Origin of the sequence: Arthrobacter sp. Marseille-P9274 (genome assembly GCF_946892675.1) — a bacterium.
In the GTDB taxonomy this organism is placed as follows: Bacteria; Actinomycetota; Actinomycetes; order Actinomycetales; family Micrococcaceae; genus Crystallibacter.
Map to the genome: position 1 here is coordinate 636159 of NZ_CAMPOV010000001.1, position 15457 is coordinate 651615.

At 70.3% G+C, this 15457-nt stretch carries 14 protein-coding genes; 12 read left to right on the top strand and 2 right to left on the bottom strand.

Annotation, left to right across the window (positions count from 1 at the left end):
* Positions 1-44 precede the first annotated feature (44 nt).
* From OC550_RS02915 to OC550_RS02960, 10 genes are all read left to right on the top strand, one after another.
* The gene (locus OC550_RS02915; protein ID WP_262103805.1) at positions 45-350 is read left to right on the top strand and encodes a hypothetical protein; all 306 of its coding nucleotides are present in this window, start codon (positions 45-47) and stop codon (positions 348-350) included.
* 53 nt (positions 351-403) lie between these two features.
* Complete coding sequence (locus tag OC550_RS02920; RefSeq protein ID WP_262103806.1) at positions 404-1024, top strand: L-threonylcarbamoyladenylate synthase; 621 nt, start codon at positions 404-406, stop codon at positions 1022-1024.
* A 137-nt stretch (positions 1025-1161) separates the two neighbouring features.
* A complete protein-coding gene (locus OC550_RS02925; protein WP_262103807.1) occupies positions 1162-1731 on the top strand; it encodes a hypothetical protein in 570 nt (189 codons plus the stop codon).
* Between the two features lie 77 nt (positions 1732-1808).
* Complete coding sequence (locus OC550_RS02930) at positions 1809-2360, top strand: RNA polymerase sigma factor (RefSeq protein ID WP_262103808.1); 552 nt, start codon at positions 1809-1811, stop codon at positions 2358-2360.
* On the top strand, positions 2357-3301 hold the full coding sequence (locus tag OC550_RS02935) for a hypothetical protein (protein WP_262103809.1): 945 nt from the start codon (positions 2357-2359) through the stop codon (positions 3299-3301). Before OC550_RS02930 ends, OC550_RS02935 begins: the two co-directional genes overlap by 4 nt.
* Positions 3302-3355: 54 nt before the next feature.
* Positions 3356-5113 (top strand): alkaline phosphatase D family protein, encoded by a 1758-nt coding sequence (locus tag OC550_RS02940; RefSeq protein WP_262103810.1) that lies wholly within the window; start codon positions 3356-3358, stop codon positions 5111-5113.
* A 10-nt stretch (positions 5114-5123) separates the two neighbouring features.
* Complete coding sequence (locus OC550_RS02945; RefSeq protein ID WP_262103811.1) at positions 5124-7856, top strand: PEP/pyruvate-binding domain-containing protein; 2733 nt, start codon at positions 5124-5126, stop codon at positions 7854-7856.
* Positions 7857-7939: 83 nt separating this feature from the next.
* Positions 7940-8182 (top strand): hypothetical protein, encoded by a 243-nt coding sequence (locus OC550_RS02950; RefSeq protein WP_262103812.1) that lies wholly within the window; start codon positions 7940-7942, stop codon positions 8180-8182.
* Positions 8183-8215: 33 nt separating this feature from the next.
* Positions 8216-9457, top strand: coding sequence for a serine/threonine-protein kinase (locus tag OC550_RS02955; protein WP_262103813.1), 1242 nt, complete (start codon positions 8216-8218; stop codon positions 9455-9457).
* Positions 9454-10041, top strand: coding sequence for a hypothetical protein (locus OC550_RS02960; protein ID WP_262103814.1), 588 nt, complete (start codon positions 9454-9456; stop codon positions 10039-10041). The genes OC550_RS02955 and OC550_RS02960 overlap by 4 nt, the downstream gene beginning before the upstream one ends.
* Here the strand turns inward: OC550_RS02960 and OC550_RS02965 are convergent.
* Positions 10038-10787: a response regulator transcription factor gene (locus OC550_RS02965; protein ID WP_262103815.1), complete on the bottom strand. Its 750-nt coding sequence runs from the start codon at positions 10785-10787 to the stop codon at positions 10038-10040. The genes OC550_RS02960 and OC550_RS02965 overlap by 4 nt on opposite strands.
* 125 nt (positions 10788-10912) lie before the next feature.
* On the opposite strand from OC550_RS02965, the gene OC550_RS02970 reads away from it, so the two are divergent.
* Positions 10913-12514, top strand: a complete 1602-nt coding sequence (locus OC550_RS02970) for a cell wall metabolism sensor histidine kinase WalK (protein ID WP_262103816.1) — start codon at positions 10913-10915, stop codon at positions 12512-12514.
* A 119-nt stretch (positions 12515-12633) separates the two neighbouring features.
* Positions 12634-13857 (top strand): aminotransferase class I/II-fold pyridoxal phosphate-dependent enzyme, encoded by a 1224-nt coding sequence (locus OC550_RS02975; protein ID WP_262103817.1) that lies wholly within the window; start codon positions 12634-12636, stop codon positions 13855-13857.
* A gap of 57 nt (positions 13858-13914) precedes the next feature.
* On the opposite strand, the gene OC550_RS02980 is transcribed toward OC550_RS02975, so the two are convergent.
* Positions 13915-15300 (bottom strand): NAD-dependent succinate-semialdehyde dehydrogenase, encoded by a 1386-nt coding sequence (locus OC550_RS02980; RefSeq protein WP_306556905.1) that lies wholly within the window; start codon positions 15298-15300, stop codon positions 13915-13917.
* Positions 15301-15457: the final 157 nt, after the last annotated feature.

Sequence of the window (15457 nt, forward strand, 5' to 3'; positions counted from 1 at the left end):
GAAGTAGCTTGGAGAATATTTCATCGGCACGTCAGGAGCATCCATTGACTACCCACGGAGAGCATTTCGCCGTCTTCCAGAAACAGCTGCCCGGAGCCATCGCGCCGCCCCTGCGCATCTACCGCGGCCAGCCGGGCCTCCTCGCCGAGCAGTTGGCCGAGGCGCTGGACAACCCGGAGCTGCTGGCCGGCAATTGGGAACTGGTGCACACATTCGCGCGGCCCGCGGTCAATGCGGACGACGCCGTCAGCCAGTTGCGCGACGACACCTCCCTGCGCTGCGAGCCGGGGAACGAGATCGACGCCGGCGCCTGGCAGATCCTTCCCTTGCCGGCCTTCCGGTTTGCCTAGCCGGCCGTGGGCCTGAGGTTCCCGTTTCGGCGGTCCGGCCCTAGGCTTTCGACATGGCCAGATACTTCGACGTACACCCGCAGGACCCCCAGCCCCGCACGATCGGGCAGGTTGTCGAGCTGCTGCGCTCCGGCGGGCTGATCGCCTACCCGACGGACTCCTGCTACGCGCTCGGGGCCCTGCTGGGCAACCGCGAGGCACTGGACCGGATCCGCCTGATCCGGCAGCTCGACAGCAAGCACCACTTCACGCTCGTCTGCAAGGACTTCGCCCAGCTCGGCCAGTTCGTGAACATCGACAACAACGTGTTCCGCAGCATCAAGGCCGCTACCCCGGGCCCCTACACCTTCATCCTGTCGGCAACCAAGGAGGTGCCGCGCCGGATGCTGCACCCGAAAAAGAAGACGGTCGGCGTACGCATCCCCGACCACAAGGTGGTCCATGCCGTGCTGGACGAGCTCGGGGAACCGCTGCTATCCAGCACGCTGCTGCTGCCGGACCAGGAGGATCCGCTCACCCAAGGTTGGGAAATCAAGGAGCGGCTCGAGCACCAGGTGGACGGCGTGGTGGACTCGGGCGACTGCGGCCCCGAGCCGACCACGGTCGTCGACTTCTCGGACGGCTACGCGGAAATCGTGCGGCGCGGCATGGGAGACCCTTCCCCGTTCGAGTAACGGGCTGCTGGGTAACGGGCTGCGAAAAAACATCGTGAAACCGTAACCTTTCACCCTCCCGCCTCGATTAGTCGGGTGTACGGGCACGCCGCGGGCAGAAGCCGTGGCGCCGCCGTCGCCAATGATTGAGGAGATCCATGACCAACCGTTTCCGTACCCTGAGCCTGCCCGCCAAGGGCGCCGCACTGGCAGCCATCATCGCCGTCGGCGGAGCCGGCGCAGCAGTGGCCGCACCGGCCCTGACCAGCGCTCCGGAGAACGTGAGCGCCGTGACTCCGGCCGTCCCCGCCACCCCGGCCGTTTCCGCCGAAGACGCCGAGCAAGCAGTTCCGGCCGTTCCAGCGACCCCCGCGGAGACCGAGGCCAAGGCCAAGACCGACGCGGCCGCCGAGGTTGAGGCCGACGAAGAAGGTGCCGAAGCCGAAGCCGAAGCCGAGGCCGAGGCCAACGCACAGACCGAGGCTGCCGCCGAAGAGGCAGCCGCCGAGGTCGGCGCGGGCGCCGACGTGACCCCGGCCGTTCCCGCGACCCCGGCCATCCCGGGCACCGACGGCGAACCCGCCGTTCCCGCGACCCCGGCCACTCCGGAGCTGCCCGAGTCCGCCAATGCCGACGCCCAGGCGAAGATCGATGCCCGCACCGACGCCGCTGAACTGCGCGCCGGGACCGGCGTGTCCGTCTCCGGCAGCGCCAACGCCGGAAAGTAATTCCGCGTCCGGGCGGGGCGCGGGCCGCTACACTTGATGGCGCCCGCGCCCGCCCGAACAGATGTAAGGACCCAGTCTTGAGCTCAGCTCTTCCCGATGACGTGGTGGCCGCCGCGCAGTCCGGGGACGCTGCTGCCTTCAGCCGGATCTACGCAACCCTGGCGCCCGGGGTCAACGGCTACCTCAAGGTCCGCGGGCTCGAGGACCACGAAGGCGCCGCCCAGGAAGTCTTCCTCACTGTGTTCTCGCGGATCGGCTCGGTCCACGGCGGCTTCCAAGGCCTGCGCACGTTTATCTTTTCCGTGGCGCACGCCCGCTACGTCGACGCCGTTCGCAGGCGCGCCCGCCAGCCGCAGGTTTCCGGCTACGACCCGGACACGGACGTCCGCGCGGTGGATTCGGCGGAGACCGCCGCTCTCGAAGCGCTGGACGCGACCGGCATCGGCCAGCAGCTCAAGCAGCTGAAACCGGAGCAGCAGGAAGTGCTGCTGCTCCGCGTAGTGGCCGACCTGTCGCTGGAGCAGGTCGCCGAAATCATGGGCCGGTCCACCGGCTCGATCAAGCAATTGCAGCGCCGGGCGCTGCTCAAACTCAAATCGATCGTTGAACGGGAGGAGGCCCTGGTATGAACCGTGCAGTGAGCCATAACGACGACGACGTCCGCCACCTGCTGGAGGAAGCCGGCCTGCAGCAGACGGCTCCGCTGGAGGCCTCGCTGATGGCGCTCCGGGCAGCGGGCCACGAACCCATGAAGACCGCCCCCTCCCCCGAGCTGCTGGCCTTCATGGGCCCCGCAGCCGCGCCGGCCACGGGAGTGCCAGCCACGTCCGTCCTGCCGGACCCGGAAGCGCCGGCCACCTCCGTCCTGCCGGTCACGTCCGCTGCCGGGACTGCCGCCGCCCCGAAGTCCTCACCCGAGTCCTCACCCACGGGGCAGGTCATTCCGCTCCGCCGCCGCCGGACAGTGCGCGGTGCGGCGCTGGGCCTGGCCGTCGTGGCCGCCACCGGACTGGGCGTCTCCGGCGTTGCCGCTGCGAGCCCCGAGTTCCGTGCCGCAGCCGGAACCGCGGTGGATCAGGTGGTCGGATTCTTCGACCCGTCGGATGACGGCCGGCAGGCAGGGCCGTCGACCGATGGGAAGACCGGGGAATCGGATGCGCCGCAGCAGCCCGCCGGCGGGAACCCGGGCGACAGCTCGGGTACCGGCGCGGCGGACCGTGGAACCGCAGGTTCCGGCGCAGAGGCGGAGGAAACTTCCGGCGGCAGCCGTTCCGCCGATGAAACCGGCCGAAACTCCGGCTCCGGTTCAGAGTCTGGCTCCGGCAATCCTGCAGAGCCTGCCCCGCTACCGGAGCAGGCAGGCAATGGCGCTGTCAAAGATCCCGGCAGCATTCCGTCCGAGGCCGGCGACGCAACCAAAAAGCTGCTGGAGGATGCCCGCGAGACGCAGCCCTCCGACGTCGTACCTTCGCTCCCCGAAGACGACGTCCTGCCCGCGCCGGGCAAGCCCGACAGCGATGTGAAGGACGTGCCGGCGCTGCCCAAGGACGCACCGCAACCAAACCAGTAGCATTTTCCGCCCCCGCGCTGGTTGAACTGCCTGCCCAGCGGGTACAACTGATGCATGGGGAAAGCCCCTCTGGTCCTCGGACCAATGATGAGGAATGTCGACCAGACCTCGGCGAGCATCTGGGTGGAAACGAGCGAGGCCGCCCGGGTGGTCGTCCGCGCCGAGGCCCGCAGCTGGCAGGCCCGCACCTTCAGTGTGCGGGGGCACCACTACGCCCTGGTGGAAGTCGACGGACTGCAACCCGGCTCATCCATCCCCTACAGCCTGGAAGTCAACGGGCTCCAGGCCTGGCCGGAGCTCGACTCACCTTTCCCGCCGCCCGTCATCCCCACCCTGGCCGCGGGCAGGCAGCTGCGCCTGGCCTTCGGATCCTGCCGCACCAGCACCGACCACGGCAAGTCCGGCAACCGCACCCACGGCGTGGATTCGCTGCGGGCTTTCGCGCTCCGGCTGGCCCGCGAGCCGGAGCACCGGTGGCCGGACCTGCTGCTGTTCCTGGGCGACCAGGTCTACGCGGATTCGACCACCAAGGAGATGCAGAAGTTCATCCGAGCCCGCCGCAACATCAAGGAGCCCCCGGGCAAGGAACTGAAGGACTACGAGGAGTACGCGGAGCTGTACCGGCTGGCCTACTCGGATGAAGCCAACCGCTGGCTCCTCTCCACGGTGCCCAGCGCGATGATCTTCGACGACCATGACGTGCGCGACGACTGGAACGCCTCGCTGAGCTGGAAGCGGAAGATGGAGGCGACGTCCTGGTGGCACGGGCGGATCGTCGCGGGCCTGACCTCCTACTGGGTCTACCAGCACCTGGGCAACCTCTCCCCCGCGGAGCGTGCGACGGACCCGCTCTGGCGGCGGATCGCCGCGTACCAGGCAGGGAACGACGACGGCGGGGACCGCGAGCTGGACCTCACCGAGGACCTCGAAGCCTTCGCCGACCGGGCCGATAAGGAGCCGCGCAGCTACCGCTGGAGCTACTGCCGGGACTTCGGCTCCACCCGGCTGATCGTCGTGGACTCGCGGGCGGCCCGGGAGCTGGCCCCGGAACGCCGGGCGCTGGTGGACGAGGACGAGCTGGCGTGGCTGGACGAACAGCTGCAAGGCGGGTTCCGCCACTTGCTGATCGGCACGTCGCTGCCCTTCCTGCTGCCTCCCGGCCTGCACCATGTCGAGTCCTGGAACGAGGCGATGAGCGAAGGGGCCTGGGGCCCGCTGGCCGGCTGGATCGGCGAACGCCTGCGGCAGGCCATCGACCTGGAGCACTGGGCGGCCTTCCAGAACAGCTTCCGCGAGGTCGCCGGCCTGGTGCAGGAGGTAGCGGACGGTCGGCGCGGCCCCGCTCCCGCGATCATCGCGTTCCTCTCCGGGGACGTGCACTACTCCTACGCCTCCGAGGTGCAGCGCTCCACCGGCAGCCGGATCGTCCAGGCGGTCTGCTCGCCCATCCGCAATCCGCTGCCGCGGCTGATGCGCTCCTTCACTGCGGTCATGTCCTACGGCGTGGCCACTCCCGTCGGTGCGCTGGTGGCCCGCTCCATCAAGGTGCCTGAGCCCCCGTTCATGTGGCGGGGCTTGAAGGGCCCCTGGTTCGACAACAACCTGGCCACACTTGAGGACACCGTAAACGGCCTGGCCATCCGGTGGGAGAAGGGCGAGGCGGACCGTAAGGACCCTGAGCATCCGCGGGTGCGCGAGGTGGCCAGAGTGCTGCTGGAGCCGCGCCAGGCGGCCGCGCCGCCATCCGCGCAGCCGGCCGGGCCGCCATCCGCGCAGCAATCGGCGCGCCGGTCCGACCCGCTGCAGAGCTAGGGGGCCGACGATGGACAGCATCACGGTGCCGCTGGGCGAGGTCGGCGCGGGCATGCTGGCCGAGGCCGGCGGAAAGGCGGTCAACCTCGGCGTCATGCTCGCCGCGGGGCTCCCGGTTCCGGATGGTTTCTGCCTAACGACGGCGGCCTACCGCCAGGTGGCGACGGCGGCGGGGCTCGAGTGGCTGCTCGCCGCGATGGAATCCGCCGCCGGTGAGACGGTGCGGCCGTCGGCGGAACATGGCAGGCCACCCGGGGACGCGGCCACCGCCGCCAGCCTGCAGCATCTGGCCCGGCAGGCGCGCGACCGGCTGGCCGCCGCGCCGGTGCCGGCACGGATCGAACGGGAACTGCGCCGCGCCTACGCCCGGCTCGGCGAGGACGTGCCGGTGGCCGTGCGTTCGTCCGCCACCGCCGAGGACCTGCCCGAGGCGAGCTTCGCGGGCCAGCAGGACACCTTCCTCAACGTCGTCGGCGCGGACGCGCTGCTCGAGGCCGTGCGCGGCTGCTGGGCGTCGCTCTGGACCGAGCGGGCCACGGCCTACCGCTACGCGAACGGGATCGGCCAGCGGAAGGTGCGCCTCGCCGTCGTTGTCCAGCGCATGGTGGACGCCGCCGTTTCCGGGGTCATGTTCACCGCGAACCCGCTCACCGGTACCCGCGGGCAGACCGTGGTGGACGCCAGCCCCGGGCTGGGCGAGGCCGTGGTCTCCGGCGCCGTCAACCCGGACCAGTTTGTCGTGGACACGGCAACCGGCCGGATTGTGGAGCGCAGGGTGGGCGACAAGCTGGTGCAGGTCAGGCCGCTGCCCGGCGGCGGCACGGAGCAGCTGCCCCTGGCCGCCGGGAGCGAACCGAGCCTCACCGACGAGCAGGTGCGCGAGCTCGCGGGGCTCGGCCGCGCCGCGCAGGAGCTCTTCGGGGCGCCCCAGGACCTGGAATGGACGCTCTCCCCCGCCGGCGGCTTCGCGCTGGTCCAGACCCGGCCCATCACCACGCTGTACCCGCTTCCTGAGGCGGACGAGAGCACCCGGGCCTACCTCTGCGCCAGCCTGCTGCAGGGCCTGACGCGGCCGCTGACGCCGATGGGGCTGTGCGCGTTCGAGACCCTCGCCGCGGCCTGGAAGCCGGCGGGCGGCGGGTCAGGACCACCGCCAGCGTTCCGCTACCTCAGCGTCGGCCTGCGGCTCTTTGTGGACATCACCCCGGTGCTGCGCAGCCCCGGGGGCCGGCGGCTGCTCCCGCGCATGATGAAGGGCGCAGACGCCCGGTCCGTCGGCGTGCTCGAGCACCTGATGGAGGATCCGCGTTTCGCCGTGGCCAGGCGCCGCGTGCCGCGCTCCCCCGCCGGGCTGTTCCGGTCCGTCCCCCAGCTGGTGCTGCTGCCGTCCGTGCTGCATGCCTTGTTCCGGCCGGCTGCCGCGCTGCGGCGTTCCCGGGCGGCGGAGCGGGAGTTCGACGCCCGGCTCCGGCTGCCCGAGCCGGCCACCCCCGCGCAGCGGCTGGACTTCGTGGAACAGATGTTCAGCCGGGAGGTCACCGAGAGCCTGCTCCGGCTGCTGCCCCCGCCGGCCGCCGGCTACCTCTGGCTGGGTGTGGCCCGCTGGTTGCTGGGGTCCCTCGTCGAACGCGGCGAAGTGCAGGAGGTGCTGCGCGGGCTGCCGCACAACGTCACGACCGAGATGGACCTCAAGCTCTGGGATGCCGCCGCCGCCATCGGCCGGGACCCCGCCTCCGCGGAGGCCATCCGGTCCGCGGCCCCGGAGGAGCTGGCCCGTGCCTACCGCGAGGGCACCCTTCCGGCGGAGGCGCAGCGCCGGCTCGCGGCCTTCCTGGCCGCGTACGGGCACCGCGCGGTCGCCGAAATCGACATCGGCGTGCCGCGCTGGGCGGAGGATCCGTCGCACATCATCAACGTCATCGCGAACTACCTGCGGCTGGACGATCCCCAGCAGGCGCCGGACCGCCAGTTCGCGCGCGCCGCAGCGCAGGCGGACGCCAAGGTCGCAGACCTGGTCCGGCGGGCCGAGGCGTTCGGTCCGGTGCGCAGCCGGCTCATCGCCTACGGCCTTCGCCGGGCCCGCGCTAGCGCCGGAATGCGCGAGTACCCGAAGTACCGGCTCGTCACGGCCCTCGCCGCCCTGCGCGCGCAACTGCGGAAGGTCGGGGAAGAGCTCGCCGCCGCCGGGTCCGTCGCGGCGGCCGAGGACGTCTTCTTCCTCGACCTCGCCGAGGCTCGGGTGGGCCTGCGCGGCGCGGACCTGCACGGCATCGTGGCCGGTCGCCGCCGCACCTACGCCCGCGAACTGCGCCGCCGGCACATCCCGCGGCTGATCCTCTCCGACGGCACGGACGTGGAGGCGGCCCTCGCCGCAGCGGCAACAACGACGGCGGGAGACCGGCTTCCGCCGGGAACCCTCGTCGGGGCGCCGGCCTCCGCGGGCACAGTGACCGGAACCGCCCGGGTCATCCTGGACCCGGCCGGGGCCCGGCTGGAGCCGGGCGAAATCCTGGTCGCTCCGTCCACGGACCCGGGCTGGACTCCGCTCTTCCTGACCGCCGGGGCCCTGGTGATGGAGATGGGCGGACCCGTGTCGCACGGAGCTGTGGTGGCGCGCGAATACGGGATCCCCGCCGTCGTTGGTGTCCCGGACGCGACCCTTCGCATTGCCACCGGCGACACAATCACCGTGGACGGCGCGGCCGGAACGATCGTGTGCAGCGCACGTCCGGCTTCTTCCTGAGGGCAGCAGAAGCGGGCCCGTTCCACAGCAGCTTCACAGTTACGCCACAGTGGCGGCTTAGGCCCGGGCCGCACCGTGGAAGCATGACAAATCATTCTGAAAACACACCGCACACCTTCCTCTACGGCTCAACCGGAGGCAGCGATCCTGATCCCGCACCGCAGGACGATGAGCCGCGCCTTCCGCTGATACGGCGGCCCGAGTTCATCTTCGTGCTGCTGCTGGTGGTCCTGTTCCTTGGAATCTGCGTCTACCTGTTCATCAGGTTCGTACTACCCATCCTGACGCAGATCATCGACGCCCTCCAGGCGACCGGCGCTGCCTGACCGGCCCCGGCCCTGCCAGCACAGGAGGTTCCCATGTCGAGCACGACCGCCCCGGAGATCCGGGGCAGCCTGCTAAACGACCGCTACCAAGTGGGTCCGATGATCGGCCGGGGCGGCATGGGAACCGTCTACCGGGCCGTGGACCACGTCCTTCGGCGGGAAGTCGCCGTCAAGGTGTTCCACCCGGATCTCCACCAGCCGGGCCTGCTGGACTCGCAGCGGCTGGAAACCGAGACCATGGCGCGGCTGAACCATCCCGGCCTCGTCGCCCTCTACGACGCGGGCACCGCCAGGCATGACAGGCAGGAGCTGTCCTTCATGGTCATGGAGCTCGTCGCGGGAGTGGACCTGCGGCTCCAGCTGGCGGCAGCTCCCTTGGGGCTGGAGACGACGGCGCGGCTCGGGGCCCGGCTGGCCGCCACTCTCCACTACGTCCACGGCCGGGCAACCATCCATCGCGACATTAAACCCAGCAATATCCTGCTGGCCAGGTATTCCGACGACGAAGACCTGCAGCCCAAGCTCGCCGACTTCGGTATCGCCGCGCTCATCGGGCGGCCGCGGCCCGTACCGGAGCTGACCGTCGGCACCGCCGCCTACCTCAGCCCCGAACAGGTCCGCGGACGGGAGGCCGGCCCGCCGTCGGACATCTACTCGCTCGGGCTGGTGCTGCTGCAGTGCCTCACGGGCGAAACGGAATACCAGGGTCCGCCCATCGACTCGGCGCTGGCCCGGCTGACCCGTCCGCCGCGGATTCCCGCGGACCTTCCCGGGGGCGTGGCGGAACTTCTTCAAGCCATGACGGACTCGGACGAGGCGCACCGCCCCACCGCAGCGGAAGTCACCCTCTCGCTGAGGCGGGCAGGCAGCGATCCGGACACCGCACGCCGGCTGCGCGACCCCGCGCAGCACGAGACGCCAGGGCTCCGGCCGCCGGACCTGGCGCCGCTGCTTCCCGCCCTGCGGCCCGCCGAACTTACCAACGCTACCCGGGCCTTCCTGCCCGTGGCCGTGGCGCCGGCACCGCCGACAGCCAGCCTCGGCCAGCTCCTCCCCCCCGACGCGCCGCCGGCTGCCCGTCGACGACCCTTCCCAAGACGGCGCGCCGCCATCCTCGCCTCGGCCGCCGCCACGGCCCTGGCCGGCGTCGCAGTCCTGCCCGCCATGCTTCCCGCCGTCTTTCCCTCCGACCCGGCGGGTTCCGCCCCCAATCCGGCCGTCCTCCAGCGGCTTGACGACAACCTGACCCTGCTCGAAGAAAGCCTGGCCCCATGAACATTTCAGCGCCCTTCGCCAAGCCCCTCATCGGCGGCACGCTCGCCGCCCTGCTGCTGGCCGGCTGCTCGGCCCAGCAGGCCAAGGTCTCGCCGGCCGCTCCCGGCTCGCTGCAGGAACGCGCCCAGTCCGTCATGCAGCTGGCCAAGGACAAGGACTACACTGGCGCGCTTGCAGAGATCGATTCCCTGACCGACGACGTCCGCGACGCGGGTGCCACCGGAGAGCTGCCCCGGCAGCAGTGGCTCCAGGCCGAGGCGGCGCTGGCCCAGCTGCGCACCGATCTCGAGGCCCTCACTGGAGGTGTCTCGCCCGCCTCCGCGGACAACACTTCGTCCGCGCCCGTGCCCTCCGCCACGCCATCGCCCTCCGCTGCGCCCGAGGACAACTGCGACGACCAGCCAGACCAGGACCGTGGCAGGGGCACCGATGACAACGTCGGAACCACGGATGACGAGGAAGACTGGCAGGACTGGCAGGACCAGCAGGACGACTGGGACGACCAGACCTCGGCCGACGCCGGCAACGGCTCGGACAGCGACGACGACGAATGGCTCGCGGAGGCCGAGTGGCGGGACGATTAGGCAGCGGCCGGCTTGAGGACGTACCCGGCGCCGCGAAGGGTATGGATCATCGGCGCCCGTCCGGCGTCGATCTTCTTGCGCAGATACGAAATGTAGAGTTCGACGATGTTGTTGTGCCCGCCGAAATCGTAGTTCCAGACCTGGTCCAGGATCTGGCCCTTGCTCAGGACGGTCCGCGGATTGTCCATCAGGTAGTGCAGCAGGTCGAACTCCGTGGTGGTCAGCTGCACCGGCTCGCCGCCGCGCGTGACCTCACGGGTGTCCAGGTTCATCACCAGGTCCCCGACCACCAGCTCGGCCGTCCGCGCCGCCGCCGCACCGGACCGCTGCACCAGCCGGCAGAGCCGCAGCAGCAGCTCCTCCATGCTGAACGGCTTGGTCACGTAGTCGTCGCCGCCGGCGGCCAGGCCGGTGATCCGGTCGGACACCGCGTCCTTGGCGGTCAGGAACAGGGCCGGCACCTCCGGCGCGAAGGTCCGGATCCGGTTCAGCGCGTCCAGTCCGTCGAATCCCGGAATCATCACGTCCAGGACCAGCACATCCGGCCGCGTCTCCCGGGCCAGCCGCACGGCCGACGGTCCGTCGTCGGCCACCGCGACTTCCCAGCCGGCCAGCTGCAGTCCCATGCGGACCAGGTCGGACAGCTGTGGTTCGTCGTCGACCACCAGGGCGCGGATCCGGCTGCCGTCCGGACGGCTCAGCCGGGGCAGGCTGGCCACGAAGTCGAGGGAATCCTGCGCGGCCATACAAGCGCTCCTGAAGATCACGTCAACGGGCAGATACTGAACCAACAATAGCCATTACAGTTACCTCATCACCTTGGGAAGGAGCTGGGAGCTCCGCTCGCGAAGGACAGATCCGGAAGACAAACATGGACAATCGGGGGAAGCCGGACACGGCGCAGGGGGGCACCGAAGCGGCCGTGCCCCGGGAGCTGCCCGGGCACGGCCGCGGCCGCCGCCTGTTCCGGCCGTGGCAGCTGCGGACCAAGCTGGTGATCATCGTCCTGGCCCTGATCGCCGCGATCTGCGCCGCGGTCGGCCTCTCTGCCCACGCCGCCATGGAATCTTTCCTCAGCGGCCAGCTGAACGAGCAGCTCGAACAGGCCTCCACCCGTGCCCTGCGGTCGCAGGATGACTTCCGCCCCGAAGACGAGGACGACCGCAACGGGGACGGCCGCGACAGCGAGTCGGACCAGAACGGGTCCGGACAGGCACCCGAACCGGCGGATCCCCTGACCACCCCCGGCCAGGTCGTCGGCGTGCTGAACGCGCGCATCAGCGAGAGCGACGTCCGCAATGCGGGTGTCTTTATGCCCGACGGCGAACATCAGGACCTCACCGCGGCGGACATGCGGGCCATCACCGGCCTGGAGCTGAACGCCGCCCCCGTAGAGCGCCAGCTCTCGTTCGGCGAGTACCGGCTGGTCGCCCGCTGGAGCGAGCGCCGCGAGGCCACGATCGTCACCGGCCTGCCCCTGCTGGCCAAAGAACAGACCCTCGACTCGCTGACCCGGACCATGACCGGCGTGTCCGTCGCGGGCCTGGTGGCGGCCGCCCTCATCGGCACCCTGATCATCCGCCGGACCCTGCGCCCGCTCGGGCAGCTATCCGGCGTCGCCACCTCGGTCTCCCGGCTGCCGCTGGGCCGGGGCCACGTCGCCATCGGCGAACGCGTCCCCGCAAAGATCGCCGCCCCCACCACGGAGGTCGGGCGAGTCGGCCATGCCTTCAACCTGATGCTGGACAACGTCGCGGGTGCCTTCGATGCCCGGCACCGGAGCGAGACCAAGCTGCGCCAGTTCGTGGCCGACGCCAGCCACGAACTTCGCACTCCCCTGACCGCCATCCGCGGCTACTCCGAAATGATCCGGCTGACCGAGCAGCTCAGCCCGCAGGGCCGGTCCTCGATCGGGAAAGTGGAATCCGAGGCCAAGCGGATGACCGCCCTGGTCGAGGACCTGCTCCTGCTCGCGCGGATGGACGAAGGCCAGCGCGCCGAGCAAAGCGAGGTCGACCTGACCGCACTGGTCGCCGAGTCCGTCAACGACGTCCGCGCCATCGCGCCGAGCCACCGCTGGGTCCTCGACGTCCCCGACGACCCGGTCACGATCCGCGCCAATCCGGGACAGCTGCGCCAGGTCCTGGTCAACCTGCTGACCAACGCCCACCGGCACACCGGCCAGGGGACCACGGTCGTCACCTCGCTGGCCCGGGGCGACGGCTACGTGCGGGTGAGTGTGGCGGACGACGGCCCCGGGATCCCCGAGCACTTCGTCGGCCAGATCTTCTCCCGCTTCGCCCGCGCCGACGCGTCCCGCTCCGACCGCAACGGCACGCACGGCCTCGGCCTTTCGATCGTCAAGGCCATCGTCGCCTCGCACGACGGCACCGTCGGCGTCGACAGCCGCCCCGGGCATACCGAATTCGTCGTGCGCCTCCCCTCGGCCGGGACCGTTCCCACCGGGAACTGACGGACGACGGCGGGTGGCCGGGCAGGCGTTATCCGTCCCGTCCCGTCCGGGTCAGGGACAATCGGCCGTTGCCGCATCCGCCGGTCCAGGAGGAACATGGCCTTCGGAGAGGAGCAGCCATGCCGCACCCGGACGAAGGCGCACCCGCCCCGGCCACCGAGGCACCGGCGTCGTACCGTGCCGCAGGAATCGCCGGCGTCGCCTCCTACCGGCGGATCAACGACTTCCTGACAACCTCGGTTTATGCCCGGCGGCGGGACGAGCCCGGAGTCTGCGACTTTGCGCTCGGCAACCCGCACGACATGCCCTCGGAGCAGTACGTCTCCGCCTACCGCGAGGCGCTCAGCCCGCGGAACGAGGCCTGGTACGCCTACAAGACCAACGAGCCGGCCGCCCGGGAGGCCGCCGCGGCCTCGCTGGAGCGGCACCTTGGCGTCGGCTTCCACGCCGAGGACCTCTACCTGACCACCGGCGGCTTCACGGCGATCGCCATGGCACTGAAGGCCATCGCGGATCCCGGCGACGAGGTCATCTACAGCCTGCCGCCGTGGTTCTGCTACGAACCGCTGATCACCGAGGCCGCGCTGGTGCCGGCCAAGGTGAAGATCAACACGGACACGTTCGACGTCGACCTGGCCGCCATCGCCGCGGCCATCACTTCGCGCACGCGGGCGGTGATCGTGAACTCGCCGAACAACCCCACCGGCCGGATCTACCCGCCGGAGCTGCTCACCGCCCTCGCGGCGCTGCTCGAGGAGGCCTCGGCGCGCATCGGGCGGCGCATCTACCTGATCTCCGACGAAGCCTACAATCGCATCGTGTTCGACGGCGCCCGCTTCCACAGTCCCGCCGAGTTCTACCCCTACACCCTGGTCGCCTACACCTACGGAAAGACGCACCTGGCCCCGGGTGAGCGCATCGGCTACCTCGCCCTGCCCGCCGCCATGCCGGTCCGCCGGCAGCTGGCCGACGCGCTGGCCGCCCTCCAGCTGGCGATGGGCTGGATTTACCCCAACGCCGTCCTTCAGCATGCGCTGCCCGCGCTCGAGCGGTTCACCATCGATATCGGCGCCCTCGAACGGAAGCGGGACCTGATGGTGGAGTCTCTGTCCGGGATGGGCTACCGCATCCGGAAGACGGAGGGCAGCTTCTACCTCTACATCCCCTCCCCCGGCCCGGACGACATGGCCTTCACTGAGGAAGTGGGCGCGGACGGGGTCCTCGTGATGCCCGGCGCCCTGTTCGAGACCCCGGGCTTCTTCCGGGTCTCGCTCACCGCCAGCGAAGACATGGTCCGGCGCAGCCTGCCCGTCTTCGAGGAGGTCCTCCGCCGGCACGGGTAGCCGGAGCGGCCGGCGGCGGAGCGACCCGCCGCCGGCCATCTCTTACTTGGCCGCCTCCTACCGGGCGGCGGGGACGCGGATGAGCTTCTTGTTCACGAACTCCTGCATCCCGAAGCTCGCCAGCTCGCGGCCCACGCCGGAGCGCTTCACGCCGCCGAACGGCAGGTCCGCCTGCGTGTCCGCAACCGAGTTAATGAAGACCATCCCGGTGTCCAGCCGGTCCGCGACGTCTTTGGCCTTCTCCACGTCGGCGCTGAATACCGCTCCGCCGAGGCCGTAGGGAGAACTGTTTGCCAGCTCGATCGCTTCCGCGGCGTCCGCGACCTTGTAGACCACGGCGGCCGGGCCGAAGAGCTCCTCCGTGTAGGCCCGCATACCCGGCTCCACTCCGGTCAGCACCGTAGGCTCCACGTAGGCGCCGGGGCCGTCGACCAGGTGGCCGCCGGTGTGCAGGGTGGCCCCCTTCGAGACGGCATCGTTGATCTGTTCCACCAGCCCCTCGGCGGCGGCGCGGGAGGACAGCGGCCCGAACCGGGTGGCCGGGTCCAGGGGATCGCCGGGCGTGATGCGGGCCATCCGAGCCGTGAACTTCTCGACGAACTCCTCGTAGAGGTCCTCGACGACGATGAAGCGCTTGGACGCGGTGCATGCCTGGCCGGCATTGCCCATCCGTCCGCCCACCGCCGCCTTCACGGTGGCGTCCAGGTCCTCCGAATCCAGCAGGATGAACGGGTCGCTGCCGCCGAGTTCCAGCACGTACTTCTTCAGGTGCTGCCCCGCCAGGGCGGCCACGGCGGCGCCGGCGCGTTCGCTGCCGGTCAGGGAGACGCCCTGGACGCGCGGATCGGCGATGATGTCGGCGACCTGCCCGTTCGTGGCGAAGACATTCACGTAGGCGCCCTCGGGCAGCTGGGCGTCCCGGAAGATCTGTTCCATGGCCAGCGCGGACTGCGGGCAGCTCGGCGCGTGCTTGAGCAGGATGGTGTTGCCGAGCATCAGGTTGGGTGCCGCGAACCGCGCCACCTGGTAGTAGGGGTAGTTCCACGGCATGATGCCCAGCAGCACGCCAACGGGCGCGGAGCGGACTACCGCCTCGCCGCCGCCGCGGACCTTGAGCGGCTCGTCCGCCATGAACCCGGGGCCCTCTTCGGCGTAGTACTCGTAGATGTCGGCCACCAGGCCTACCTCGCCCAGCGCCTGGCTGACCGGCTTGCCCATTTCGAGGCTGATCAGCTCGGCGAGTTCCTGTCGCCGCTCGCGGTACAGCGCGGCCACGCGCCGCAGGACCTCGGAGCGGTCCCCGACGGCGGAATGCCGCCACGATTCAAAAGCCGTCTGTGCCTGCTTCAGCGCGGTCTGGATTTCCTCGTCGCTGGCGGTGGGTGCTTCGAAGATCGTTTCCCCGGTGGCTGGATTGATGCTCTGGTAATGACTCATGCTCATCAAAATATCTCCTTATCAGGGTGGCCGCTCCAGCATTTCCCCATATTTCTTCGGATTTATCCCATGCGCGAACAAATCGATCGGCAATGTTGAAATATCCCCGCGCCGGCAGAGTAGAATATCGTCATTCCCGGCAGTGGCCAGCCGTCATGCCTGC

Excerpts from the sequence above, each read along its gene's own strand:
- OC550_RS02925 (WP_262103807.1), top strand. The coding sequence starts at position 1,162 with ATGACCAACCGTTTCCGTACCCTGAGCCTGCCCGCCAAGGGCGCCGCA.
- OC550_RS02955 (WP_262103813.1), top strand. The coding sequence starts at position 8,216 with ATGTCGAGCACGACCGCCCCGGAGATCCGGGGCAGCCTGCTAAACGAC.
- OC550_RS02980 (WP_306556905.1), bottom strand. The coding sequence starts at position 15,300 with ATGAGCATGAGTCATTACCAGAGCATCAATCCAGCCACCGGGGAAACG.
- OC550_RS02950 (WP_262103812.1), top strand. The coding sequence starts at position 7,940 with ATGACAAATCATTCTGAAAACACACCGCACACCTTCCTCTACGGCTCA.
- OC550_RS02940 (WP_262103810.1), top strand. The coding sequence starts at position 3,356 with ATGGGGAAAGCCCCTCTGGTCCTCGGACCAATGATGAGGAATGTCGAC.
- OC550_RS02920 (WP_262103806.1), top strand. The coding sequence starts at position 404 with ATGGCCAGATACTTCGACGTACACCCGCAGGACCCCCAGCCCCGCACG.
- OC550_RS02945 (WP_262103811.1), top strand. The coding sequence starts at position 5,124 with ATGGACAGCATCACGGTGCCGCTGGGCGAGGTCGGCGCGGGCATGCTG.
- OC550_RS02935 (WP_262103809.1), top strand. The coding sequence starts at position 2,357 with ATGAACCGTGCAGTGAGCCATAACGACGACGACGTCCGCCACCTGCTG.
- OC550_RS02970 (WP_262103816.1), top strand. The coding sequence starts at position 10,913 with ATGGACAATCGGGGGAAGCCGGACACGGCGCAGGGGGGCACCGAAGCG.
- OC550_RS02960 (WP_262103814.1), top strand. The coding sequence starts at position 9,454 with ATGAACATTTCAGCGCCCTTCGCCAAGCCCCTCATCGGCGGCACGCTC.
- OC550_RS02975 (WP_262103817.1), top strand. The coding sequence starts at position 12,634 with ATGCCGCACCCGGACGAAGGCGCACCCGCCCCGGCCACCGAGGCACCG.
- OC550_RS02965 (WP_262103815.1), bottom strand. The coding sequence starts at position 10,787 with ATGGCCGCGCAGGATTCCCTCGACTTCGTGGCCAGCCTGCCCCGGCTG.